28 protein-coding genes are annotated in these 24,867 nt (G+C 62.1%); 8 read left to right on the plus strand and 20 right to left on the minus strand.

Annotated elements, in window-relative coordinates; genetic code table 11:
* Positions 1-11 precede the first annotated feature (11 nt).
* From GB927_RS25465 to GB927_RS25480, 4 genes are read right to left on the minus strand one after another with little or no spacing between them, the layout of a single operon-like run.
* On the minus strand, positions 12-188 hold the full coding sequence (locus GB927_RS25465) for a hypothetical protein (protein WP_256120024.1): 177 nt from the start codon (positions 186-188) through the stop codon (positions 12-14).
* Entirely contained in the window at positions 181-1,224 is a 1,044-nt protein-coding gene (locus GB927_RS25470; RefSeq protein ID WP_256120025.1) for a L,D-transpeptidase family protein, read from the minus strand. The genes GB927_RS25465 and GB927_RS25470 overlap by 8 nt, the downstream gene beginning before the upstream one ends.
* 56 nt (positions 1,225-1,280) lie before the next feature.
* Positions 1,281-2,153, minus strand: a complete 873-nt coding sequence (locus GB927_RS25475) for a peptidylprolyl isomerase (protein WP_256120026.1) — start codon at positions 2,151-2,153, stop codon at positions 1,281-1,283.
* A complete protein-coding gene (locus GB927_RS25480) occupies positions 2,150-2,791 on the minus strand; it encodes a DsbA family protein (protein WP_256120027.1) in 642 nt (213 codons plus the stop codon). The genes GB927_RS25475 and GB927_RS25480 overlap by 4 nt, the downstream gene beginning before the upstream one ends.
* A gap of 158 nt (positions 2,792-2,949) precedes the next feature.
* Here GB927_RS25480 and GB927_RS25485 point away from each other — a divergent pair, with 158 nt between their 5' ends.
* The 6 genes from GB927_RS25485 (at position 2,950) to GB927_RS25510 (ending at position 8,962) form a co-directional block, all read left to right on the plus strand.
* On the plus strand, positions 2,950-3,318 hold the full coding sequence (locus tag GB927_RS25485) for a hypothetical protein (protein ID WP_256120028.1): 369 nt from the start codon (positions 2,950-2,952) through the stop codon (positions 3,316-3,318).
* Between the two features lie 146 nt (positions 3,319-3,464).
* Entirely contained in the window at positions 3,465-4,079 is a 615-nt protein-coding gene (locus GB927_RS25490) for a L,D-transpeptidase (protein ID WP_256120029.1), read from the plus strand.
* Between the two features lie 83 nt (positions 4,080-4,162).
* The gene (locus GB927_RS25495; protein WP_256120030.1) at positions 4,163-5,152 is read left to right on the plus strand and encodes a flavin-containing monooxygenase; all 990 of its coding nucleotides are present in this window, start codon (positions 4,163-4,165) and stop codon (positions 5,150-5,152) included.
* Between the two features lie 153 nt (positions 5,153-5,305).
* Positions 5,306-5,521, plus strand: coding sequence for a hypothetical protein (locus GB927_RS25500; RefSeq protein WP_256120031.1), 216 nt, complete (start codon positions 5,306-5,308; stop codon positions 5,519-5,521).
* Between the two features lie 201 nt (positions 5,522-5,722).
* Positions 5,723-7,480, plus strand: a complete 1,758-nt coding sequence (locus tag GB927_RS25505) for a peptidoglycan D,D-transpeptidase FtsI family protein (RefSeq protein ID WP_256120032.1) — start codon at positions 5,723-5,725, stop codon at positions 7,478-7,480.
* A gap of 177 nt (positions 7,481-7,657) precedes the next feature.
* Positions 7,658-8,962: a peptidoglycan L,D-endopeptidase MepK gene (locus GB927_RS25510; protein WP_439655530.1), complete on the plus strand. Its 1,305-nt coding sequence runs from the start codon at positions 7,658-7,660 to the stop codon at positions 8,960-8,962.
* A 12-nt stretch (positions 8,963-8,974) separates the two neighbouring features.
* On the opposite strand, the gene GB927_RS25515 is transcribed toward GB927_RS25510, so the two are convergent.
* Positions 8,975-9,913, minus strand: a complete 939-nt coding sequence (locus GB927_RS25515; protein WP_256120033.1) for a cation diffusion facilitator family transporter — start codon at positions 9,911-9,913, stop codon at positions 8,975-8,977.
* A gap of 171 nt (positions 9,914-10,084) precedes the next feature.
* Positions 10,085-10,603, minus strand: a complete 519-nt coding sequence (locus tag GB927_RS25520) for a DUF6428 family protein (RefSeq protein ID WP_256120034.1) — start codon at positions 10,601-10,603, stop codon at positions 10,085-10,087.
* Positions 10,604-10,646: 43 nt separating this feature from the next.
* Here GB927_RS25520 and GB927_RS25525 point away from each other — a divergent pair, with 43 nt between their 5' ends.
* The gene (locus GB927_RS25525) at positions 10,647-11,015 is read left to right on the plus strand and encodes an ArsR/SmtB family transcription factor (protein ID WP_133037164.1); all 369 of its coding nucleotides are present in this window, start codon (positions 10,647-10,649) and stop codon (positions 11,013-11,015) included.
* A complete protein-coding gene (gene arsK / locus GB927_RS25530; protein ID WP_256120035.1) occupies positions 10,981-12,225 on the plus strand; it encodes an arsenite efflux MFS transporter ArsK in 1,245 nt (414 codons plus the stop codon). The genes GB927_RS25525 and arsK overlap by 35 nt, the downstream gene beginning before the upstream one ends.
* 35 nt (positions 12,226-12,260) lie before the next feature.
* Here the strand turns inward: arsK and GB927_RS25535 are convergent, their stop codons facing one another.
* The 14 genes from GB927_RS25535 to GB927_RS25600 form a co-directional block, all read right to left on the minus strand.
* Complete coding sequence (locus tag GB927_RS25535; RefSeq protein ID WP_256120036.1) at positions 12,261-13,289, minus strand: EamA family transporter; 1,029 nt, start codon at positions 13,287-13,289, stop codon at positions 12,261-12,263.
* A 338-nt stretch (positions 13,290-13,627) separates the two neighbouring features.
* Positions 13,628-14,356: an arsenical resistance protein ArsH gene (arsH, locus tag GB927_RS25540; RefSeq protein ID WP_256120089.1), complete on the minus strand. Its 729-nt coding sequence runs from the start codon at positions 14,354-14,356 to the stop codon at positions 13,628-13,630.
* Positions 14,331-14,753 (minus strand): arsenate reductase (glutaredoxin), encoded by a 423-nt coding sequence (gene arsC, locus GB927_RS25545; RefSeq protein WP_256120037.1) that lies wholly within the window; start codon positions 14,751-14,753, stop codon positions 14,331-14,333. Before arsC ends, arsH begins: the two co-directional genes overlap by 26 nt.
* Before the next feature lie 2 nt (positions 14,754-14,755).
* On the minus strand, positions 14,756-15,814 hold the full coding sequence (gene arsB, locus GB927_RS25550; protein WP_256120038.1) for an ACR3 family arsenite efflux transporter: 1,059 nt from the start codon (positions 15,812-15,814) through the stop codon (positions 14,756-14,758).
* Positions 15,814-16,341: an arsenate reductase ArsC gene (locus GB927_RS25555; RefSeq protein ID WP_256120039.1), complete on the minus strand. Its 528-nt coding sequence runs from the start codon at positions 16,339-16,341 to the stop codon at positions 15,814-15,816. Before GB927_RS25555 ends, arsB begins: the two co-directional genes overlap by 1 nt.
* A 15-nt stretch (positions 16,342-16,356) precedes the next feature.
* Complete coding sequence (gene arsN2 / locus GB927_RS25560) at positions 16,357-16,797, minus strand: arsenic resistance N-acetyltransferase ArsN2 (RefSeq protein ID WP_256120040.1); 441 nt, start codon at positions 16,795-16,797, stop codon at positions 16,357-16,359.
* Positions 16,794-17,147 carry an ArsR/SmtB family transcription factor gene (locus GB927_RS25565; protein WP_256120041.1) on the minus strand — a complete coding sequence of 118 codons (354 nt, stop codon included), beginning with the start codon at positions 17,145-17,147 and terminating at the stop codon, positions 16,794-16,796. The genes arsN2 and GB927_RS25565 overlap by 4 nt, the downstream gene beginning before the upstream one ends.
* Positions 17,148-17,319: 172 nt before the next feature.
* Entirely contained in the window at positions 17,320-18,537 is a 1,218-nt protein-coding gene (locus GB927_RS25570; RefSeq protein WP_256120042.1) for an MFS transporter, read from the minus strand.
* A gap of 11 nt (positions 18,538-18,548) precedes the next feature.
* Complete coding sequence (chrA, locus tag GB927_RS25575) at positions 18,549-19,961, minus strand: chromate efflux transporter (protein WP_256120043.1); 1,413 nt, start codon at positions 19,959-19,961, stop codon at positions 18,549-18,551.
* A 1-nt stretch (position 19,962) separates the two neighbouring features.
* Positions 19,963-20,778 (minus strand): chromate resistance protein ChrB domain-containing protein, encoded by an 816-nt coding sequence (locus GB927_RS25580; RefSeq protein WP_256120044.1) that lies wholly within the window; start codon positions 20,776-20,778, stop codon positions 19,963-19,965.
* Positions 20,779-20,999: 221 nt separating this feature from the next.
* Positions 21,000-21,593 carry a methyltransferase family protein gene (locus GB927_RS25585; RefSeq protein ID WP_256120045.1) on the minus strand — a complete coding sequence of 198 codons (594 nt, stop codon included), beginning with the start codon at positions 21,591-21,593 and terminating at the stop codon, positions 21,000-21,002.
* Between the two features lie 4 nt (positions 21,594-21,597).
* On the minus strand, positions 21,598-22,203 hold the full coding sequence (locus GB927_RS25590) for an SCO family protein (RefSeq protein ID WP_256120047.1): 606 nt from the start codon (positions 22,201-22,203) through the stop codon (positions 21,598-21,600).
* Positions 22,190-22,657 (minus strand): copper chaperone PCu(A)C, encoded by a 468-nt coding sequence (locus tag GB927_RS25595; protein ID WP_256120048.1) that lies wholly within the window; start codon positions 22,655-22,657, stop codon positions 22,190-22,192. Before GB927_RS25595 ends, GB927_RS25590 begins: the two co-directional genes overlap by 14 nt.
* A 13-nt stretch (positions 22,658-22,670) precedes the next feature.
* The gene (locus tag GB927_RS25600; RefSeq protein WP_256120049.1) at positions 22,671-24,818 is read right to left on the minus strand and encodes a heavy metal translocating P-type ATPase; all 2,148 of its coding nucleotides are present in this window, start codon (positions 24,816-24,818) and stop codon (positions 22,671-22,673) included.
* Positions 24,819-24,867: the final 49 nt, after the last annotated feature.

A 24,867-nucleotide genomic window follows, 5' to 3' on the forward strand; every position in this document is an offset into this window, starting at 1 on the left:
GCTGCGACCGTTTACTTGCCGGTTTCGGTAGCGCCTGCTGGCACGGCCGACGTATTCACCTCGCTGCGGATATGCAGAGCGCTATAGGCAGTCACGAACACCACGAAGCCCAACAAAACGAAAAGCATGAGCCAGTTCTTCCGCCGAACGGTGTGCGTGCGATCTTTATCGTGAATGGGATCAGTCATTCGCCGCCTCGCTGGTCATGGCAGACGTTCCGGAATAGGGGTCAGGGAGTGCGGCTTCCGGACGGCTGACCGGATACTTGATGATCGATATGTCCTCGGCGAGCTTCGTGGCGCCCTGTTTCTTCAGCAGCGCACGAAAGCTCGGATGCATGCCGCCATCCACATAGGCGAGCGCGTCATTCGATGTTTCAGCGGAAAGCGCTACGTCAACCTTGCGGCGTTCAGCCGCGACCAGCGCTTGGAGGTCGGCCGAGGCGATGCTGGTCGCCGCCGGGCAGGCTGCAAGCGGGTTGCGCGGATCGCCGCCTTCGAACTCCCTGTTGAACACATAGCGACGTTCGCAGGTGGCAACCTTCGGCTGGCGCTTGGAGAGCGCGAAGTAATCGTAGCCCTCCTTCAAGGTCAGCCAGAATGGCATGTTCGGATCACGCCGATGCGTTACGAAATTCTCGGCGGTCATGCGGAACGGATAGGCCTGAACCTGAAAGCGTTCCTGGCCGCTTTGCAGCGATTTCTGCACCATGGCATAAATCTCGCCGACGCCCTGGTCGGTCATGGCATAGCAGCCCGACGACGAGCAGGCTCCATGAACCATCAGCGCCTCTCCGCTATAGCCGAGCGCAGCCTCCAGGCGATTGGGATAGCCGAGATTGAACGAGACATAATATTGTGACTGCGGGTTCAGCATACCGGCGGAGACATGGTAGAAGCCCTCGGGCGCCTGGCGGTCGCCTTCCTTCGTCTTCGGTCCGAGTTGGCCGGACCAACGGCACATCGGATAGGTCTTGAAGAGCTTGTAGCGGCCGGACGCATCCGCCTTCCAGACTTCAAGTTCGCTCTCCTGCTTAAAGATTCGCACCAGCACAGGGTCCTCGGGTCGCACGCCCTTCTTCGACATCTCGGCGACAATGGTTGACGAGAGTTTCGGCGGCTCGCTGGAAAGTTCGGCAAGCTCCATCGCAACGCACCCAGATAGTCCGGTCGCGATGAGAGAAACTGCAAGGAATTTCTGCAGAAGGGAAGAGTACGGTCGCATGATATGCCATGACGTAGGAATGCCAGGAGCTTGTGCAGGGAGACGATGGGTTACCGCTATTCCCCGGCTTGGGTGCCGTGATCGTGTCCGTCTTCTGATCCCGCGGGCATCGCCACGTCCGGCACGAGCTTCTCGACGCGCACACCCGCCTTGAGGTTGGTAACGATCTTGCGAACCGCCTGCGCTTCCATTCCACGTCGCAACTCCGCCGACACGACCTCGAAAGCCGGTGGTTCGCGCTTTCGACGCTCTTCGAGCTTTACGACGTGAAAGCCGAAGGGTGTTTCGACAGGTTTTGCGGCGATCTCAGCGTTCTTCAGCGTTGCCACTACCGTCCCGAGTTCCGGTGGAAGTTGCTCGAGCGTCAGGAGACCGAGATCACCTCCGTTTTCTTTTGAGGTGTCGTCTAGCGATACGCTTTTGGCCACCTCTTCAAAGGACTTACCGGCGGCGATCTCCTTGATCGCGGCTTCGGCGCCCGCCTGATCGCTCAGGAGGATATGGCGGACCTGAAACTCTTCCACTTTCGGCATCGCGGCGACCCGCTCATCGTAGACCTTGCGAAGACTATCTTCGGTCACCGCCGCGGCAGCCGCTTTGGAAAGATAGGCCTGTTGCAGGACCTGCTGCCGGAGAATTGCCATCTGCCGCTTAAAGGTCTCGTCGTTTTCCAGCCCATCCTTAATCGCGGCGTCGGAGACCACCTTGAGATCGATCAGCGCATCGACGACCGCGGATTTGCGCGCCTCCGGCGTCGCCTTGGGGTTTGGATCGCCGAGGAACGAAGTTGCGAACGACACATCGGATTCCCGAATCTCGGTATCTCCGACGCGGGCCGCAACCTGGTCCGCCCGTTCCTCGGCGAGGGCTGGAGTCCCAGCCAATAAAAGTGCGGAGAGAAGAAGTTGCCTCATTGTGAGATGGATCATTTCTTTGCTCCCGCGACAAGCGGTTCAACAAGGGCGCGCAGCTGCTCAATCGGCATGACACCGGTGTATTTCTCACCATTTATGAAGAAGGTCGGCGTCGAATCCACGCCGAGCTCCTGGCCTCGGGCGGCAACGGCGTTGACCTTGTCGAGCAGCGCCTGATCGCCAAGACAGGCCTCGAGATCGGCCTCCTTGAGACCGGTCATCGAAAGGACGGAAAGGAACCCCTCCTTGCCATCCTTGGTGCGCGCCCAGCGCGGCTGGTTGCGGAAAAGGAGGTCGACCGTCGGATACCACTTCGCATCGCCCATGCACCGGGCAAGCATGAAGGCGGCTGTTGCTCTGGGGTCAAAGGGAAACTCGCGCAGAATGAAGCGGACCTTGCCCGTGTCGACGAACTCCGCCTTGAAGGCCGGCCAGACGTTCAGGTGAAAGTTAGCGCAATGCCCACACGTCATTGAGGCATATTCGATCACAGTGACCGGCGCATCGTCCCGCCCCAAAATCCTTTCGGGCAAGGGACCGGGTTGCATAAGGTCGGGAACGGCGTCCGCTGAAGCGGCCTGTGCAAAAACGCTGTTCGCGGCGAGCAATGCGATGCCTGCCGCGGTCGATTTCAGAAATTGCCGTCTGAACATGTCGTCTCCAAATCCAGGGAGCCGGATCATAAAACCTCTAGCAGCTTGAGGTGCAAGTGCGCGAAAGCGCGCACCGCGGGAATTTTCGCAGGGCATTCAGGCGCCACCCGAAAACGAAGATGTGACCATCTCGATAACCGGCTGTTAAGCAAACCACCGTGAGACTGGCGATCGGAACCATCGCGGATCTGGATACTATGCGCATACACGGCGATTTCGTGAAATTGATCGTTGTCATCCTGATGTCGTTCGCTGTCGGGATAAGCACCACGGCGTCGGCCGTGACCCGCAGCAACGCAGCATGGGATCAATCGCAAAGTGTCACAAACCTTCCGGCGATGGACGCCGACGATGTCGCGCCAGGACATCCATCGCAGTCCGACAGCTGTCACGAAGCCTGCAATTGGCTGGTAGCCTGGTATTGGCCGGTGACTGGTCCGGTTCATCGAGTGCATGGCGTCGAAGCGGCTGACACCCATCTCTCCCGTCTGATCCAACTGATCCTTCCCCCTCCTCGTTCGGCTTGAGTTGGGAAGAGGCCCTCGCGTGCAGTTCACGGCCACAGGCTAGGCCGCTCCGGCGTGCTCTCCTTCAAAATACGTAAATTATTGCAACTCGTTGCGGTTAGCAGTTGGCCATTTGTAGGGCCTTGCCCGCGCCAAGGATCACCCACATGAAACCAGACGACATCATCTTGCCATCGGAGCCACCGGCCGCGTCGCTTCTCGATCGCCGGACATTCAGCCTCGCAGCAATTGCTTTTTTCGCCACTCCGACAGGTGCTCTCGCTCACGGCAAGACGCGCACAACCAACCTCGACGAACGGTTTCTGCCTCAACTGGTGACGTCTCCCTTCCCCGAAACGGCTGGCACCATCGTCGTGGTGCCGAAAGATCGCTATCTTTATCTGATCGAGGACGATGGTTTCGCGCGCCGCTACGGTGTTGGCGTCGGCCGTGCGGGCCTGACGTTTTCCGGCGCGGCGACGGTCGGCCGAAAGGCGAAATGGCCGAGCTGGCGTCCGACCGACAACATGATCAAGCGCAATCCGAAGAAATATGCCCGCTACGCCGGTGGAATGGCGGGCGGGCCGAAAAACCCACTCGGGTCGCGGGCGCTTTACCTGTTTCGGGAGGGCAGAGATACGCTCTATCGCATCCATGGCACGACGGAGCCCTGGACGATCGGCAAGGCCGTCTCGAACGGCTGCATCCGGATGGTCAACGATCACGTTGAAGACCTGTACGAACGTGTCCCCGTCGGCGCGCGAGTGGTGGTGATCTCGTGATGGAACGGTTGGTCCTTGTCATCGGCGCCGGTCAGGCGGGTCTTGCGGCTGGGTATTTTCTCCAAAAGTAGGGAGTACCTTTCTTGATCGTCGATGCGCATCCGCGGATCGGCGACAGTTGGAGACACCGCTATGGGTCACTGACCCTGTTCACACCGCGTCAGTTCAGCACGCTTCCCGGTGCGCCGGTGGCCGGCAACCGGGAACAATACCCGAACCGCGATGAGTTCGCCGGATACCTCGAAGACTACGCCACTCGGTTGCGACTGCCGGTGAGGCCATCAACGCGTGTCACTCGGCTGATGCAGGTGGACGGGGGGGTCCTTGCGGAGACGGAAAAGGGTGAGACGATCAAGGCGAGCGACGCGATTATCGCGACCGGCGGCTTCCAGCGGCCGGTCGTGCCAGCCGGCCTTGCCGATGGGTTCGGATCGAAGGTTCTTCAATTGACGCCGGAATCCTATCTGAATCCAACCGATCTGCCGGAACGGGATGTCCTCGTCGTCGGAGATGGCGCAAGCGGTCGAGACATAGCGCTGGAGTGCCAGCGCTTCCGATCAACGGTTCTTTGCTGCGGAAAGCGCCGCAAACTGTTCCCGGAACGCTTACTCGGCAAATCCATCTGGTGGTGGCTAAAGATTGTCGGGGTCCTGGAAGCACCGGCTGACTCCTGGCTCGGTCGCAAGGTTCGCACAGCAGACGCCTTTCCCGACCGCGGGAAGGACAACACGGACCTTATGCGTGCCGGCGTTCGACTGGTTCCGCGGCTTGTTTCCGCGTCCGGAACCGGTGCCCGGTTCCTTGACGGTGGAGCTGCCGATGTCCGCACCGTTGTCTGGGCAATCGGCTATCGGGATGAGACCGCTTGGGTCGACATACCGTCCGCCCTCGCTGCCGACGGCTCCTTCTCCCATATGCGGGGCATTTCGCCTGTGGAGGGCCTCTATTATGTCGGCCGCCCATGGCAACGAAACCGAGCCTTAGCCCTGGTCATGGGGGTAGGCCCGGACGCGCAGGTGATCGTCGGAGAGATTCGGCATCGTCATAGCTGGGACGGCTCCGCCCGCCCGTGACGCAGCTTCGGCATGCGACCGGTTGCGCCCGTCCCAGGCAGACGAGAACACCACTTCGACATAGGCACAGTCGCTTCGCCTTCACCGGACGAACAAGAAAGTGTGATTGTCCTTCACATGATCCTCGCGCTAATTTTTAGCAAGGAGGGTCTCATGCTCGCGATCTTGAAGGCTGCGTCATGGATTGGGCTTTTCTGCTTACTCGCCTATGCGGGACTGAAGATGGTCTTCATGGCTATCTGCATTCTAGGCGGCCACAATTCCGTGGAGGCAATGTTCGCTGTGACCACACCAGTCATCTTGGGAGCAGCGATAGGCATGGAAACATTCTTCTGGTTTAGAAATGCGCGACACAGCGGGCGCCCCTGATTTGCGCCCGAAGCCCAGCCCAATATCAAGCAAAGAAATCGTAAACCAGACAAATAAAGATTTAATTGTATATTAACGGAGTTTTAAGACCACCACCTCCCCCAACAACTCTTCCTTTGCGTCTTTTTCGGCACAGTGAAAGGTTGCATTTGGCCTATGACTGTTTCGTCGAGCGGGTAAACAGGCCTGAGTTTGGTCGACATGATTTCTTTTATTACCCGACTCCAAAGTCGCGCTCATTTTACGATGAAAGGCGCCCATCGCGCCAACGGCGAGGCATTCGTCGGTACGAACGCCCGCCGGCGCATCCAGACACGCCAACGCCTCGCGATCCTGATCGGCTTCTTCCTCGCGGGCTACCTCGCCATCGGTGCGCGCCTCGTCCAATACGGCATTTCCGACCCCACTCAGTCCGCCTCGATTGGCAGTGGAGACGCTGTTGCCTCTCGCCCCAACATCATCGACCGCAACGGCCTGCTGCTTGCCACTGACCTCAACATGGTCTCGCTTTATGCCGAACCGCGCCGCATCGTCGATGCAGACGAGGTGGTCGAGAAACTCGCCATGGTCGTGCCGAACCTCGACTGGAGCGAAACACACCGGCGATTGCGCTCAGACAGCGCCTTTCAATGGCTGCGGCGGCAACTGACGCCCAAGCAGCAATCCGACATCCTCGCGCTCGGCTTGCCGGGCATCGGCTTCCGGCCAGAAAAGCGGCGCATCTATCCGGGCGGCGCCACGGCTTCGCATATCGTAGGCCATGTCAACGTCGACAACCAGGGCCTGGCCGGCATGGAGCGCTATCTCGACCAACAGGGACTTGCCGACCTACGCGCCGCAGGCCTCACCAATGACATCAGGCTCGAACCGGTTAAACTCTCCATCGATCTGCGTGTCCAGAACATCGTGCGCGAGGTCGCGGCAAAGGCGATGGCCGACTACCAGGCGGAAGCCGCCGGTGCCGTGATCCTCGACGTCGATACCGGCGAGGTGCTGGCCATGGCCTCGGTTCCCGACTACGACCCGAATGCGCCCTCGCGAAAGCTCGCCGACGGCAGCATCGACAAGGAATACGAGAAAGGCTGGTTCAACCGCATCAGCAACGCGACCTTCGAGATGGGCTCGACCTTCAAGAGTTTCACCCTCGCCATGGGTCTGGACGAAGGCAAGATCAACCTCACCTCCGTCGTCGATGCCTCACGGCCCATCCGCATGGGCGGATTCACCATTCGCGACTTCAAGGGCAAAAACCGTCCGCTCTCCATTCCAGAGGTTTTTCAGTATTCCTCCAATATCGGGACCGCCGCGGTGGCCGACATGGTCGGCATCGAAGGCCACCAGCAATTCCTGACCCGGCTCGGCTTGCTCTCGAAAATGGAAACCGAGATGCCGGGCGTGGCGACGCCGACACAGCCCAAAACCTGGAAGAAGATCAACTCCGTCACGATCTCCTTCGGCCACGGCGTGGCGACGACGCCCCTGCAGACGGCCGTCGCCGCGGCCGCCTTGATGAACGGCGGCTTCCTCGTGCCGCCGACCTTCCTGCCGCGCTCCAGAGACGAGGCGCAGGCGCTCGCGATCCGGGTCCTTAAGGAGAAGACGAGCGCCGACATGCGCTACCTCTACGACTGGAACGGCCAGAAAGGCTCCGGCCGGAACGCACAGGTCGAAGGATTCCATGTCGGCGGCAAGACCGGCACGGCCGACAAGGTCATCAACGGACGCTACGCCAAGAACATCAACTTCAACGCCTTCGTTGCCGCGTTCCCGATGGAGAAGCCGCGCTACATCGTACTCTCCATCATCGACGCGCCTCGCACCGGCGAGAACGGCGGCCGCACCGCAGCGTCCACAGCCGCACCGATGATCAAGGCCATCATCGGTCGCGTCGCACCGCTCCTTGGGGTAGAGCCGCATTTTGGCGAACTGAGCCGCGAGATGCCGCTGGTCGACTATTAGGCGATGTGAAAGGCGTCGCAGCCTAGCTGCTCTATCGGTACGCCTACACCCCCGGCGACGCGGTTAAAGAGCTCGTCAACGGCTTCTTAAGCCTTTGTTGACCATAATCACTCTCGGTCAAGGCAGAAAATGCCTGCAGTGCCTTTGTGATTGTGTCTCGTTTGGATCGTACCCATCGTGTCTGAGTATCCAGTAAAAGCGTCTCTGGTCCATACGTTTCGCACCATTGCCGACAACGGCATTGCGAAACTTGCGCGCTGGATCGCGCGGAACTCCTGCGTCGCGGCCATCACCGCTTCCGCCGCCGCGCTAGGCGCCGCCGACGCGGCTGCGGAAACCCGGTCGCTTAAGCTGTTTTTCACCCATACCGGCGAGCGTGCGACGATCGCCTTCAAACGCGACGGCAAATTTGACGCGAAGGGTCTTGCGCAGATCAATCGCTTCCTGCGCGACTGGCGCCGGAACGAACCCGCCCGTATGGATCCGCGTCTGCTCGATCTCGTTTGGGAAGTCTACCAACGCAGCGGGGCGAACGGCTACATCAATATCGTCTCCGCCTACCGGTCGCCGGCCACCAACAACATGCTGCGCGGCCGCTCTCGCAACACGGGCGTCGCCAAGAACAGCCAGCATATGCTCGGAAAGGCGATGGACTTCTACATTCCCGGCGTGAAGCTGGCAAAGCTCAGGGCGATCGCCATGCAGATGCAGATCGGCGGCGTCGGCTACTATCCGACTTCGGGCTCGCCCTTCGTGCATTTGGATGTCGGGCGTGTGCGCGCCTGGCCGCGGATGTCGCGCCAGGAACTGGTCCGCATCTTCCCGAACGGCAAGACCCTTCATGTTCCCGCGGATGGACGGCCGTTGCCGGGGTACAATGTGGCCATGGTTGACTATAAGCGGCGTGTAAGCGCTAAATCGGTTGCAGCTGCCAGCACCGCCAGCGGCGCGCTGTCCGAAGAGGATGATGCCTCCCAAACGGATAACCTCGTGACCGCATTGCTGCCGACGCGCAAGAGCCGCGCGGAAAGGGCGCTCGAATTGCAGACTTCTCCCCAGTCGAATGTCGATCAGCCGGCATTCGTTGATCTCGCGACGATCAGCGTGCCGCTCCCGACATTCCGCGCCGCTAAAGCCGAGCGAGCCCTTCCTGCAAATCTGTCGGCATTCGTTCCATCCGCGTCGTTCAAGGCAACGAACGGCCTGAGGTTAACGGGACGCACGCTACGCCAGCCCACGACCGCTGAAACCAGTGCTACCGGGTTTGGCCAGGAAATGAGGCCGGTCGTATGGATCGTGTCTGACGAGGCGCTCCTCGACTGGGCGCTCGCACCCACCGAAGCGCTTGAGCGTCTGGCCCTTCCGACAGTCCTGCAGAGGACCTTCGCAAGTGCGGACGAGACGCGACGCGGCGCCGAGCGAGTGCACCAGCGCGATCAGCCCGGTGCATTCAACCAAGATCGTTTTGGATCGGACGGCTGATTTCTGGAACGCTCATGTGTGTCGGGTGAGGAGAGAGCCTCGCGGGTCGACCTGAACCGTGACGTGATCGATGCCACGCGTTTCCTGAAGCCACGAAGCCACCAAAGGCGGCAGGGACAAGGGGTCTGCCCCCTGGTCGGCGCTGACATGAACGGTCGCGATGATGCTCTCATCGGTCAGCGTCCAGGCATGGAAATGGCCAACCTCTGCAATGCCCGGAAGATCGCGCAGGGACGCTTCGATCTCTGTGGCATCGATGCCCTTCGGCGTTGCCTGGAGAAGAACGCGGATGGAGTCGGAAACAAGCCCCCAGGCGGACCGGATGACGAGGCCGGCAACCAGGACCGAAAGAAGCGGATCGAGAATGGCCCATCCGGTCAACATGATCCCGACAGCCGCAGTGATCGCACCAATCGATCCGAGAAGGTCGCCGACCACATGAAGAAGCGCGCCCCGCAAATTGCTATCGCCACTGTCGCCGGACCAGAGTGCATAGGCGCCGATAAGGTTTACGAGCAGGCCGATGGTCGCAACGATGAGCATCGGGCCAGCAAGGATTTCGGCAGGCTGGTTGATCCGTTGCACCGCCTCCCAGGCGATCCAGGCGACCAGCAGCAGCAGGGTGGCGCCATTGGCAAGCGCCGCAAGAACCCTGACGCGGTGAAAACCGTATGTACGCTGCGCATCGATTGGCCAACGCGCCACGCGATAGGCAACAAGCGCCAGCAGCAAAGCCGCAGAGTCCGAGATCATATGCCCGGCGTCCGCAATCAGGGCGAGGGAACCGGCAATCCAGCCGCCGATCGCCTGCACAAGCGCGTATCCGGCCGTTAGGAGGAACACGAGCCTGATCCGACGCTCGTTTGACTGTGTCACTTCCGTCGCATGTTGGTGTCCAAGATCGCCCTCTGTATGCACATGCTCCGGCGCACTGCCCATGTCTTCGCCCATCGCTCGCTGTTTGCTCCTGCCGCACGAAAACTGTTACGTTCGTCGGCAAACGTCAACCGCCACGAGCGAGAGGAATGGCCCATATGTCGGATCGCTGGCAGGCGCAGATCTACGGGATTTCCCGTAGGTCAGGATCGCCAGCTCGGCATATTGGCAAGCTCATCAGGTACGTCAGGCACAGCACTTGGCATGTGTCGCTCCCGCACCGCAGCAGGCATCTGCAACCGCGGCCTTCTCCGCCAGCCAGCGGTCGCGGGGTTTGCAGCTCGACGGCCGAGCAGCCAGCGCCACCTCGAACCGATCCCCAGCCAATCGCGGCGACGACGCGCAATACAGCGCCATCGGCCGATTTCCGTCACTGACCTCGAAGGTGAGCTTGGCAGCCGGATCGAGCCGGACGTGATCGGAAACCTTGCGGATGATCGCGGAGAACTTCCCCGCCGGCATGTGGTTCCTGCCGTCCTCGTCGATATCCCAGAGCTGGACGAACATCTCCGACCAGGCTTCGGGGTTGGCGCCGCAATCGAGCGCCGAGAATGCACCCGCCTTGACCTCGGTGACATGATAGCCCGCATTCACCGGCTGCCCTTCGTAGAGAAACACCAGCGGCGCCTCTGGCGCGGCCGCAAGGCTGTCAAGAAGCTGTCCAAGCGTGATATCGGATGAAACGGTCTTGTCGATCGCATTCATGTGCGCTACTCCTATTTTTCAATGATTCAAGGATTATTGAAATATGGACGAACGTCAAGCCCTTACCTCATTCGCGGCCCTGTCGCAGGAAACCCGCCTCGCTATCGTCCGAACGCTGGTCGTCGCCGGACCGGACGGGTTGGCCGCCGGCCTGATCGCCGAGCGCATGGGCGTCTCGCCCTCGAATGTATCCTTCCACCTGAAGGAGTTGGAGCGCTCTGGCCTCATCGCGCAGCGACGGGAATCCCGCTCAATCGTCTACAGCGCCAGCTACGATGCGCTGGCCGATCTCGTGAAATTCCTCATGGAGGATTGCTGCGCCGGCCACCCGATGGTCCGCGAGGGCGTGGAGCGATCCGAGGGATGCTGCAAGACGGATGCTGACCAGAGCGAGGGCGACGTCGTTGCGTAATCCGAACGTTCCCGTTGGCATCGTCGCCGCGCTCGGCCTGACCCAGATTATCGGCTACGGCACCCTCTACTATAGCTTCAGCATCCTGGCGCCCGGCATTGCGGCGGATCTCGGCATCACTGTCGCACAGGTCTTTGCCGTCTTCTCGGCCTCGCTGTTCGTTGGGGGGCTGTCAGCGCCGTACATAGGGCGGCAAATGGATCGCATTGGCGCGGCATCGGTAATGGCGATCGGCTCGGCGTTGTCTGCGCTGACCTTGATCTTGTGCGCCTGGTCGCCGTCGGTGGCAGTCTTCGCGGTGGCCATCGTCCTGTTGGAGATATCGTCCGGCATGGTCCAGTACCAGGCCGCGTTCGCGGCACTGGTGGAAGCCGATCCCCGCTCCGCATCACGGAGCATTACCTATCTCACGCTGATTGCAGGATTTGCCTCCACGATTTTTTGGCCGATTGCCACGGCGCTGCTCGGCTATCTGTCCTGGCGGGAAATCTACCTCGTCTATGCCGGGCTTAACCTTCTTGTCTGCATGCCGTTCCACCTCTGGATCGTGCGAAAGGGAAAGGTCGCAGCCGCCGGCGGAATGAGGCCGATGCGCGAGCCCGTCGTTGGGGCCATTCCTCGCGAGCGCCGCCGCGGCGCTGTACTTGCCGTCTCGGCAGCATTCGCGCTGCTCGGCTTCACGCTTGGAGCCATGCTCGCCCATATGGTGCCGATGCTCGGTGCGCTTGGATTCGGAAGCGCCGCCGTCGTCATCGGCTCGCTGTTCGGCCCGGCGCAGGTTCTCAGCCGACTGATCAACATGATCTTCGGCACGCGGCTCGCGCCGCCCGGCCTTGCGGTTCTCTCCGCCGTCTTCATGGTGCTGAGCGTCGTCATCTTGGCGCTGTCCGGCAACTGGCTCCCCGGTGCGGTTGCCTTCTCGATTTGCCTCGGCCTTGGGTCGGGCATCAACAGCATCGCGCAGGGCAGCTTGCCGCTCTACCTGTTCGGTTCGGACGGATACGGTGCGCTCACCGGCAAGATGGCCGCCTCACGACTGGCCGCCGGCGCGGCTGCGCCGTTCGCCTTCGCAGCGACGATGGGGCAGTTCGGCATAGGCGCGTCACTCGTCTTGAGCGCCGCGCTCGGCTCGATCGGCGTTGCGGCGTTTGTCGCGGTGGCGATGGCGACGAAGCGGAGCCTCGTCGCCACACCGAGCCCGTCAAATTGACCGCAACCAACAGGCATCGTCGATGCCTGGCCGCTTCACGGCTTTTGTCGAGCAATACTCCTTTTGTCGACCTCGGATGCTTGTTTCCGAGTCAGTCCGATATCATCAAGTTGGTGTTCGTCGAGCATCGACAGTGGCTGGGATCGTTGCGAGGCACCCATGCTTTGGGCTTCCTCGATAGGAAGTTCGTCCGCATCCCGCCGCAGAACCACCATCGCCACGCCGATGATCAGCGCGGCTCCCAACCATTGCAGGGTGGTGAGGCGCTCGCCCAGGAAAAGGAACGACCCGATGACCCCGAACACCGGAATGAGGTTAAAGAAGCTGCCGGCAACGCTCGCCCGCATCGACCGGAGCGCGTACAGATAGAGCCAATAGGCAAGCGCATAGTAGAGCAGCCCCGAGAGAATGATCGTAGCGATGTCCTGGACCGGTACGGCGGCCGCACCCGATAGATCGACCCGGGACAGTTCAAGCGGCCAGATTGCGAGCATCCAGCCTAGAGCCACGGTCTGCTGGATGGCGACCGTGTAGAGCGGATCGGCGATGAGATTGCGCGCCAGGACCGTGTAAATCGCACAGCAAAGCACGCCCGCCAGAATCAGAGCTGTCCCCAGCTTCACGGCTGAAGACGGCTCGTCACTCCAGACGCCGCTGACCAGCAAAATTCCGCACGTCGCTAGAGCCACGAGGCCGACGAGTTGGCGATCAATTCGCTCCCTGAGAAACATCCAGGCAAGGCCGAGGATGAGAATAGGCTCGAAGGCCCAGAGCAAGGCTGTGACACTCGCACTCGTCTGGGAAAGGCCGAACATGCTGAATGTGTAGGCCCATCCGGGATTGAGAAGGCCGAGCAAGCCGATAGGCAACAACAAACGGGTTGCTGGAATATCCGGCTTGGTGAAAGCAACCGCCAGCCAAAGTGCGATGACGCTCGGCACGAGCTGAAAAACAAGAATTGTGACAGGTGGAAACGACGAGAGGAGTGTCTTGCTGAGAATCGTACCAAGAGCCCAGCACAAACACGCCCCTACAATCGCCACACGAGGCGAAAGCGAGGACATGGCTATCTCCAAAGAAGGTTCAAACGAAGGTGGTGGGACGCCGAGAGCTAGGCGTCGTCGTCACACCGATCGTATGAAGGCAGTCTTTGGGGACGCTTGCTCATATCGCTTTGGATATCCGTCGTTGTTGCACGCCCAGCGGGACGAATTTAATCGACCCGGATTCCTCTTATATCACGCTGCCCTGTGCTCGAACACCACGAGGCGATGGCTGCGTTGACGTTTCCCTTATCCCAGAGAGCGCATCATGTAGACCGATGCCTCCCGACCACGGATCGCTACGAACAGTCTTGGTTCATTCAACACTGTCGTTGGCGACCGGACGGCCGAAGGCCGGGCTAGATCGACCTTAGCGATACCCGCTTCTCAAGCTCGGCCGCCTGTTCCTTGCGCTCACTGTAGCGGTCGGTGAGATAGGCGGAAGCATCGCGCGTGAGGAGGGTGAACTTCACCAGCTCCTCGCAGACGTCGACCAGACGGTCGTAATAGGAGGAAGGCTTCATCCGGCCATCGGCATCGAACTCCTGGTAGGCCTTGGCGACGGAGGACTGGTTGGGGATGGTGATCATCCGCATCCAGCGACCGAGAATGCGCAACTGGTTCACCGCATTGAAGGACTGGCTGCCGCCCGAGACTTCCATGACGGCGAGTGTCTTGCCCTGCGTCGGCCGAACCGATCCTACCGAAAGCGGAATCCAGTCGATCTGCGACTTCATGATACCGGTCATTGCGCCGTGGCGTTCCGGGCTCACCCAGACCTGCCCTTCCGACCATTGGGAGAGATTACGCAACTCCTGCACCTTCGGATGGCTTGTGGGCGCTTCGTCGGGGAGCGGCAGACCCTTCGGGTCGAACATGCGAACCTCGCATCCGAGCCGCTCGAGCAGCCGGCAGGCCTCGAACGCGAGAAGGCGACTATACGAGACTTCGCGCAGCGAGCCGTAGAGGATCAGGATGCGCGGCTCGTGCGTCGAGAATGCCGGGCGCAGGGCGCCGAGATCGGTCGGGTGCAGGTGATCGCCTTGCAATGCTGGGAATGTATCAGGCAATGCGCTTTCCTTCCTGATCGAGAATTTGTTCACCGTCTTCCTTGAAGAACGGCCCCTTGAAGGTATTGGGCAGGATGTCGAGGGCGACTTCGGACGGGCGGGCGAGCCGGGTGCCGAGGGGAGTCACGACAAAGGGGCGATTGATCAGGATCGGCGTCACGATCATTGCGTTGAGCAACTGGTCGTCGGTGAGGTCGGGGTTGTCCAGACCGAGTTCGGCATAGGGTGTGCCTTTCTCGCGAATGGCTTCCCGGACGTTCAAACCAGCGTCCGCGATCATCGTTGCAAGCTGCTCGCGCGTCGGTGGGTGATGCAAATACTCGATGACAACAGGTTCGATCCCGGCAGCGCGGATCAGCGCCAGCGTGTTGCGGGACGTCCCGCAGGCTGGGTTGTGATAGATGGTCGCGTCCATGGTCAGTGCCTTTCGGTGACAGTGGTTCGGGAAACGGCGGGGGCGGCCTCGTACCAATCCTTCGAGCGGTTCACGATCCAGACAACCGAGAGCATGACAGGAACCTCGATGAGCACGCCGACGACGGTGGCGAGCGCCGCGCCGGACTGGAAGCCGAACAGGCTGATGGCGGCGGCGACCGCGAGTTCGAAGAAATTGCTGGCGCCGATCAGGGCCGAGGGGCCGGCAACGCAATGCCGCTCGCCGGTCATCCGGTTCAAGAGATAGGCAAGCCCGGAGTTCAGGTAGACCTGAATCAGGATTGGGATGGCCAGCAGGCCGATGATGGCGGGCTGCGCGATGATCTGCTCACCCTGGAAGGCGAAGAGCAGAACCAGCGTCGCAAGGAGCGCCAACAACGAGATGGGCTGCAGCTTTGCGAGTATGCCATCGAGTGCGCGCGTCGTTCCGTCGGCCGTGAGCCGGCGGCGGATGATCTGCGCGATAATGACGGGCACGACGATGTAGAGGGCGACGGAGAGAACGAGCGTATCCCACGGCACGGTGATGGCGGAGAGGCCGAGCAGCAGGCCAACGATCGGAGCAAAGGCGACGACCATGATCGCGTCGTTCAGCGCGACCTGCGAGAGGGTGAACAGCGGCTCGCCGCGCGTCAGGTTGCTCCAGACGAAGACCATGGCCGTGCAGGGAGCGGCCGCGAGGATGATCAATCCGGCGATGTAGGAGTCGATCTGGTCAGCAGGCAGGTAGGGGCGGAACAGCCAGCCGATGAACAGCCAGCCGAGCAGCGCCATGGAGAACGGCTTGACGGCCCAATTGATGAACAGGGTCACGCCGATGCCGCGCCAGTAGGTGCCCACCTGCGCCAGCGACCGGAAATCGATCTTCAGCAGCATCGGAATGATCATCAGCCAGATCAGGATCGCGACAGGGATGTTCACCTTGGCGACCTCGGCCGCGCCGATGATCTGGAAGAGACCGGGCATGAGATGGCCAAGGGCCACGCCGACGATGATACAGAGAAAGACCCAGATGGTGAGATAGCGTTCGAAGGTGGACATCAGGCGGACTTTCCTTCGGGGCTGGTCGTACCCTCCATCGAGCCGATCTGGCGAAGCCTGGTCTCGAGTGCCATGCGATCGATCGAGGCGAGCGGGAGATTGATGAAGGCCATGATCCGGTTCTTGAGGAAGCGGGCGGCCTGGGCGAAGGCGCGCTGAATCTCGACTTCTGATCCAACGACGGCGGCCGGATCCTCGACGCCCCAATGGGCGGTCATCGGATGGCCGATCCAGACCGGGCAGGCCTCGCCCGCGGCGCTGTCGCAGACCGTGAAGATGAAATCCATCTGTGGAGCGCCCGGCTCAGCGAACACATCCCAGCTCTTCGACGAGAAGCCCGTCGACGGATAGCCGAGCGCCTCCAGTTCCTTCAGGGCATGCGGATTGACCGCGCCCTTCGGCTGGCTGCCGGCGGAATAGGCTTTGAACTGTCCGCCGCCTTCCTTGTTGAGGATGGATTCGGCGAGAATAGAACGAGCGGAATTGCCCATGCAGAGGAACAGCACGTTGTAGGTCTTGTCAGTCATGGTCGTGGTCCGTGGTTAGATCGGCGGCTTGATAAGCTTCATGATGGTCGCCGATGATGGGCAGATGGAGGAAAGCTGGCGTGTCGCCAGCACCGCAGCAGGCACGCTGTCCCGCTGCACTTCAGAGAATCCGATGCGCCCAAAGAACGGCGCCGCGCTCGTCGTTGCGAGGAAGACGGCGCCGCCAGGGTCGAGACTCGCCACCGTCACCTCGACGACGGCTTTGCCGACGCCGGTTCCGCGTCGATCCGGATGCAAGACGACTGAACGGAGGAGGTAGTCGCCATCGCAGCGCTCGACGCCGGAAAAACCAACGATCTGGCCATCGGCTGACAGCGCCTTGAAGAAGGTCCGGCCGCTATCCTCGATGTCATCGGTGGACAGATGGGCGTCCGTCAACGCCGCCTTGAGGTCAGCATCGCTGCCTGTGATCTGCTCCAGCCTGATGGTGCTCATGACGCCTTCGCCTCCGGGCTGCAGCAGGGCGCCAATTCGGCGATCAGCGGGGCGCAAAGTTCCGTCGATCCACCGCAGCAGTCCTTCAGCAGGAACAGCGTCAGCTCACGCAGGCCGTTGAGGTCGGCGCGATAAATGATCGATCGGCTCTGCCGCTCGCTCGTGACCAGGCCCGCCCGCGACAGCGTCGCGAGGTGCGCGGACATCGTGTTCTGCGGCACGTCGATGAGGCGGGCGAGTTCGCCGGCTGGAATGCCGTCGGGCTCGTGCCGAACGAGAAGCCGGAAGGTCTCCAGTCGTGTGGTCTGCGCCAAGGCGCCGAGCGCCGCGATCGCTGTGTTGCTATCCATATATCCAGATTACAGGATATATTGTCGATGTCAACGCGCTTCGACCGTTGGCGAGATTAGGATCACGCTACGATGGATGCATCGGCCATCGCATAGTTCGCATTGATACGGCCCGCACACAATCGCGAATACCAAATGTTCCGGCAATATTGTCCTACGCAGACCCGACGGGCTACCCTTTTGACTTCAGCACTCTCCAGCGCCACACCAGCGTCACGATCAGCAAAGCGATCAGCGACAGCACTGCACCGGCCCCGAATGTTCCGAACGAGCCGTAGGAATCCCAGAGCAGGCCGGCGATGACGTTGCCGGTCAAAACGGCGATGCCGGTCATCAGGTTGAAGACCCCGAACGCCGTGCCCTTGAGGCTTGGCGGCGCCGCGTCGGCGATGAGCGTTGCAAGCAGCCCTTGGGAGAGGCCCATGTGGAGGCCCCAGAGGACCACGCCGACTAGGAACATCGGGATCGAGCCTGCGAAGGCCAGGGCGACGTAGGCCAAGGCCAGCACGCCGACACTCGCGGCGAGAATGCCGGACCGCCCGATTGCATCCGACAGCCGGCCTGCCGGATAGGCGGTCAGCCCGTAGACCGCATGCATGACGACCATGGTGACCGGGATCCATGCCGGCATAAAACCTGCCTCCTGCGACTTCAGGAGCAGGAAGGCCTCGCTGAAACGGGCGAAGGTCAGCATCGAGGCGGCGATGATGACGAGCCAGACCGAGCTGTTGAGCCGGATGATATCGCTGATGCGAAGGGGCAGGGCCGCGGCCTTCGCCGCCACCGGTTCCCTGGGTTCCTTGACGCCGATCACCAGGATGAAGACGGACAGGAATGCCGGGACGACCGCGATCCAGTAGATCGCCAGCACGTTGCCGTCGAGCGCGAACATCAGCCCGATCGCGGCAAGCGGGCCTATGAAACCGCCCACCGTATCGAGGGATTTGCGAAGGCCGAAGGCGGCTCCCCGGATCTCCTGGGGCGTGACGTCGGCGATCAGCGCGTCGCGCGGGGTGCCGCGAATGCCCTTGCCGACGCGGTCCAGCGCCTTGGCGGCGACGATCCAGCCGACGGAGGTGGCGAAGGGAAAGGCGAGTTTCGACAGGGCGCCGAGGCCGTAGCCGAGGACGGCGAGTGCCTTTCGGCGCCGCGTCCAGTCCGCGATGATGCCGGAGAAAAGTTTGGTCGTGGTGGCGATCGCCACCGAAAGACCCTCGATGAAGCCGACGGCAAGCGCCGAGGCGCCGAGGACGGAAACGAGATAGAACGGCAGGAGCGTCTGGACCATCTCCGAGGAGACGTCCATCAGCAGGCTGACGATCCCGAGGACCCAGACGGTGGCTGGAATCCGGCCGCGGGCCGCGGCGGTTTGCAGGGAGGAGGCGGTCATTTTGCTTTCGCTCATGCCGCGGCGGCGCTTGTCAGCAGCGTCCAGGCGATGCCGCCCGACGCGCAGATCGCGAGCGTTGCGACGACGGAAAGCTTCAGCCGGAACAGGGCGACGACAGCGAGCACCGTCAGGGTCAGCGACGCGAGATCGACGGAAAGAAGACGCGGCACCTCGACGACGAGGGGGCCGAAGACATGGTCGTCGACTTCGCGAAACAGCACGTGCAGGGCCAGCCAGATGGCCAGATTGAGGATGACACCGACGACCGCCGCGGTGATCGAGGACATCGCGCCCGTCAGGGCAGGATTGCCCCTCAGCGTCTCGATGAACGGCGCGCCGAGGAAAATCCAGATGAAACTCGGCAGGAACGTCACCCAGGTGGTCAGCATCGCCGCCAGCGTCGCGGCGAGCATCGGATCGAGCGTGCCGGGCTCCCGATAGGCTCCCATAAAGCCGACGAACTGGACCACCATGATGAGAGGCCCGGGGGTGGTTTCGGCCATGCCGAGGCCGTCGAGCATCTCGCCGGGCTTGAGCCAGCCGAAGTTCTGCACGGCTTCCTGCGCCACATAGGCGAGCACGGCATAGGCGCCGCCGAAGGTGACGACCGCCATCTGGCTGAAGAACACCGCGATCTTCGAGAAGACGTTGTCGGGGCCGAGGCCGATCAGGAGAACGGCGACCGGCAGCAGCCAGACGAAGGCCAGTCCGCCCGATGTCTTCAACGACCAGGCGAGGTTCGGCCGCGCGTGCGGCGGCGTCTCTTCCCCCAGGAGGGAATCCTTGTCCGCAAGCACCGCGCCCGCGCCCGCCTTGTGGCCGCCGCCGAGCGTGAACAGCGATGACCCGGAGCGGCCGGCGAGGAAGCCGGTGAGCGCGGCGGCGGCGATGATAAGCGGAAACGGCACCCGGAAAAAGAAGATCGCGACGAAAGCCAGGCCGGCGATCGCCAGCATCGCCCTGTTCTTCAAGGCCCGGCTTCCGATGCGGAACACGGCCTGCATAACGACTGCGAGCACCGCGGCCTTCAGGCCGAAAAACAGGCCCGCGACGAGGGTGACGTTGCCGAAGGCTGCATAGACGTAGCTCAAGGCGAGGATCGACAGGAAACCCGGCAGCATGAACAGCGCGCCGGCGATCAGGCCGCCGAGCGTGCGGTGCATCAGCCAGCCGATATAGATGGCGAGCTGGTGCGCCTCCGGACCGGGCAGCAGCATGCAATAGTTCAGGGCGTGCAGGAAGCGGTGCTCGCCAACCCAGCGCTTCTCGTCGACGAGGATGCGGTGCATCATCGCGATCTGCCCGGCCGGGCCGCCGAAGCTCAGCGCGGCGATTCGTGCCCATACCCTCACCGCCTCCGACAGGGAGATGCCATGCGACCCCGTCTCCACGGAAGCGGAGGTTTCATTGACGATTCCCGCCATCTCACTGGCCCCGCTTCTGGTTCGGCCAGTTGTGGGTCTCGCCGGTCGCATCGCGGCACCAGCGATAGAAGGCGTCGTAGAGCAGCATGCCGGCATCGAGCTGTTGCAGGTCGTCATTGAACATGCGCGACAGGCCGAGCGACGCGGCAAGCAGCCCCGCCACTTCCGGCGCAAGGTCGGGACGGGCGGTATCGGCGCCACGCACGATCGTGGCGAGGCGCGAGAGCGGCTCGGACGCCAGACCGAATTCCTCGATCATCAAGTCGAAGGTGCAGAGTTCGCCGCGGTGGCTCCAGAACACCTCTTCGATATCGAAGGGCATCGCGCCGAACCTCTCGCCGACCAGGGAGACGTCTGCGGCCGGTACGAACAGGAAGACCGCCGACGGATCCACGAAGCGCCGGATCAGCCAGGGGCAGGCGATGCGGTCGATCTTCGGGCGGGACCGCGTGACCCAGACCGTGCGGCCCTGCGGATCGCGCGGCGGCAGTTTTTCACTCGGCACGGCCGCGCCGCCGAAGCTTGTCCAGCCTTCAAAGCCGCCTTCCAGCACCTCCGCGGCGCGCCCCGTATGCCGCAAATTGGCCGCGACGCCGTGGCTGAGCTTGCGGCCCGCCTGGCAAACGACGACGGCAGGTCCGGCGACCGTACCGGACCAAGCGGCGACATCCTCGTAGCGCCGGCGTATCGATCCGGGCACCAGCCTCTGGTCGCGCGAAAAATCCTCGTCCGTGCGCACGTCGATGATGACGGGCGCGCTTGGCGTTCCGATCAGGCGGTTCAGCTTGTCAGGAGAAATCTCGAGAAATGACGGCATGACGCGTCCCTCCGTTGTTGCGGTTTTATGGACGCGATTCTTCGGCATGTCGCCTCGTGGGGTGATCGCGACCCCATGGGCTGTATATGCGCGTACCCCGTTTTTGTGTCAAGCATCGGCCGGCGAGTGGTTTCGTTGGTTCCAGCCGGCAAGGACTATTCGCCCGAAGCGCGCGGCATGTCAGCGGTTTCAAGCAGTCCATCGATGGGGCGGTTCTGCACCTACAGCCACCTCCTGACCTGACGGCAATAGCTCACATAGGCTTCACCGAGATCATGTGCGAGAACCCTCTCCTCGACACGAACCTGGAGTTTCGCCGCCGCGACGATGGCAAGCGCGACCGTGAGCTGAGCAAGGGTTGGATAGACCAGCGCCAGCCCGCAGAACAACGCGATCTGTCCGACGAACACCGGGTTCCTGGAATAGGCGAACGGACCGCCGGAAACGATGGCGCCCAACTGACCTTGAGCCGCGCCTATTCGCCAGGAGTTCCCCATGTAGTTCTGCGCGTAAAGCGCCAGTGCCGCGCCGAACGCCGCCATCAAAAGTCCTGCCACCGCCACCGTTTCATCGGCACCCAACCGCTTTATGAGCGTGTTCGGCGAACCGGTTGCCTCGGCCCACATCGTTATCAGCGGAAGGATGCCGCCGAGAACGAAGGCCGTGCGGAAAAGCATGGCGGGAACGGTCTGGCGCTCGCGTCCGGCCGAGAACAGCCAAACCGGCTTGCCAGACCGTCGCGCGGTTCGGGCCGTCAGATAAAGAAACCCGAGAATGTATCCCCAGACGACGACAATTGCCGCTATGTCGATCATGGTGTCATTCGCCGATCAACCGTCGGACCTTCTGCAGCTTTACGTCCGCGTTTTCATGGCTGTCGAGCGTCCCGAAAAAGCGACCGTCCGCCCGAACGAGCTGGATGCCCGCGGTATGATCCATCTCGTAGCTGTCCCCGTCGCCGACCTTCTTGTAGAAGATGTAGCGCGCCTTCGTCATCTGCTGCAGTTGCCGCTCCTCGCCGGTCAGGGCGACGATGCGCTCGTCGAAGTAGGCGACGTAGTCCTTGAGGATTGCCGGAGTGTCGCGCGCGGGATCGACGCTGACGAAGACGACGCGCAGCTTGTCGGCCTCCGGCCCGAGTTCCTTCAGCACCTGCGCCATCTCGGCAAGGGCCGTAGGGCAAACGTCCGGACAATGCGTGAAGCCGTAAAACCACGCCGACGGCTTACCCAGCAGTTCGCGCTCGGTAACGGTCGCGCCGTTCTGGTCAGTCAACTGGAAGGGCGTGGCGTAGGGTTTCGCTTCCGCCTCCGTGCTGAAGCGAACCTGCGCCCATAGGACGGCAAGGACAGTCGAGAGGACGGCAATCAAACCCCAACTCACCCAGCGGATCGTCCGCAAGACTTTCGACCTACTGGTGTTCATGACGCTCGACCTTCTGTGCCGAGCGCTTCTCGACATTGAAGACGACGGGAACGCGGCCTGCTTTCTCGAACGCCAGCACGGCTTCGATCTTCTCGCCCGCCTTCAACTGCCTGGTGAGGTCCATGAACATCGCATGCGTCCCCTCGTCGCCGAGACTGGCCGACTTGCCGGCAGGGATTGGCAGTCCACTTTCCAGTTGCTTCATCCGGGCGACACCGTCGGTGATCGTCGAGGCGTGCATTTCGACCCGCGAAATGGTCGTGCTTTCGATCGCAAGAAGCCGGTCTTCGCCCTCCCCTGAATTGACGACTGTAAGATAGCCAGCGGCCACCTTGGCGCCGGGCGGTGTCTCGACGATCTTGGGGTGGTCGATCAGCAGGCTGCCTGCCTTGAACTCGTGCGCGAGCACAGATGTCGGCAAAAGGAGAAGCAGAGCGGTTATCAGGATACGCATCGTTTCATCGATCTCAGTTCGTGTTCTGGCCTTTCCATGCGAGCAGGCGCATGGCGTTCATGGTAACGAGCACGGTCGCCCCCGTGTCGGCGAGGATGGCGGGCCAGAGACCCGTAATGCCCAAAATGGTCGTGACGAGGAAAACGGCTTTGAGGCCGAGCGCGACCGCGATGTTCTGCCAGATGTTTCCCATGGTCGCGCGAGACAACGAGATCATGTTGGCGATATCGGACACCTTGCCGTGAAGAACCGCGGCATCGGCAGTTTCGAGCGCGATATCCGTGCCTCCGCCCATGGCAATCCCGATGTCCGCTGCCGCCAGCGCCGGCGCGTCGTTGATACCGTCGCCGACCTTGGCCACGACGAAGCCGTCGCGCTGCTTCTCCCGGACGATCTTCTGCTTGTCCTCCGGCATCAGGCTGGCGCGGACATCGATCCCGAGACCGGAGCCGACGGCCTTTGCGGTCCGCTCGTTGTCGCCCGTCAACATAAGCGTTTCGATACCGTCCGCTTTCAGCATCCGAAGTCCGGCGACGGCGTCATCCCGTGCTTCGTCACGCATAGCGATCAGGCCTGCCACGGAATTGCCTGCCAGCAGGATCGAAACAGTCTTTCCTTCGCCGTTCATGACGTCGATCTGATCCAGCAACGCCTGGTCGATGGGAACTTCGGACAGCGCCGCCTTCGGCGACAGCAGCTTGACCTGCTCACCTCCGATGGAACCGCTCACGCCCCTGCCGGCAATGGCCTTCGCGCCGAATATTGGCGGGACCGGAACGCGGTCGGCCTTCGCACGCTCCAGGATGGCGACCGCGAGGGGATGGCTGGAGCCGGCCTCTAGCGCAGCGGCCATCGACAGGACCTTGCTTTCGGAGCGGCTGACCGCGACGACATCCGTCACCTTCGGTTTGCCCTCAGTCAGGGTTCCGGTCTTGTCGAGGGCAACGAGGGTCACCTTTCGCAGGGTCTCGATGATGGCCCCGCCCTTGATCAGCAGGCCGCGCCTTGCACCGGCCGAAAGACCGGCTGCGATGGCCGCGGGTGTCGAGATCACGAGCGCGCAGGGGCAGCCGATGAGGAGGATGGCCAGGCCCTTGTAAACCCATTCCGACCAAATTCCGCCCATGGCAAGTGGAGGTATCGTCGCAACAAGGGCGGCGACGACGAGGACTGCCGGGGTGTAGTACGTCGAGAAGCGGTCGATGAACCGCTGCGTCGGAGCCTTGCTATCCTGCGCTTCTTCCACGAGGCGGATGACCCGCGAAATCGTGTTGTCGCCCGCGACCGCCGTGACCTTCACCCGGAGCACAGCATCCGTGTTGATCGTTCCTGCGAAGACTGCATCGCCGACCGTCTTTTGCCTCGGAACGCTTTCCCCCGTAACCGGGGCCTCGTTGATCGCGGAACTGCCTTCGACGATCGAGCCATCGGCTGCGATCCTGTCGCCGGGACGGACGAGAATGACGTTTCCAAGCGCCAGGGTTTCCGCCTGTACTTCCTTCGTTTCGCCGTTGAGGTCTACAAATGCCGTCTTTGGGACAAGGTCGGCAAGGCTGCGGATGCTTGCCCGCGCGCGGCTTGCCGCGACACCCTCCAGAAGCTCGCCGACCAGGAAGAGGAAGACGACCATCACGGCTTCTTCGGCCGCACCGATGATCATCGCCCCAATGGCCGCGATCGCCATCAGCATCTCGATGGAGAACGGCGTACCGGTCATGGCGGCCACGATCGCACGGCGCGCGACCGGAACCACGCCGATGGCCAGCGCCGGCACGAATATCCATTGCGGAACCGCGGGGAAGATAAGATGTGCGATGTATGTCAGCGCCAGGGCCGCGCCATTCACCGCGGTGAGCAGGGCCTTGCGCGTCTTCCACCAGGGGCCGTCGACGGGATCGAAGTGCTGACGGTCTGGGCCGTCGTCGCTGGGAACGAGTGGCGCGCCCTCGGGCGCGATGGCGAAGCCGAGAGCTTTCACCTGCCGCTCCACGGTGCCTTTCGAGAAGTCTTGACCTGGCCGAACGGTCAAGGTGCCGGAGGAAAGCGAGACGCCGACATAGTCCACGCCCGGCAGGCGTCCGACCGCGTTCTCGATCTTCGCCACACAGCTCGCGCAATCCATACCGCCGACGCGGTACTTGATATTCTTGATTGGTTCCATTGTCGCGTCCAGGTCACTCGCACTCATGATCGTCTCTGCCTACACCCTG

The organism is Shinella lacus (assembly GCF_010994755.1).
Taxonomy (GTDB): domain Bacteria; phylum Pseudomonadota; class Alphaproteobacteria; order Rhizobiales; family Rhizobiaceae; genus Shinella; species Shinella lacus.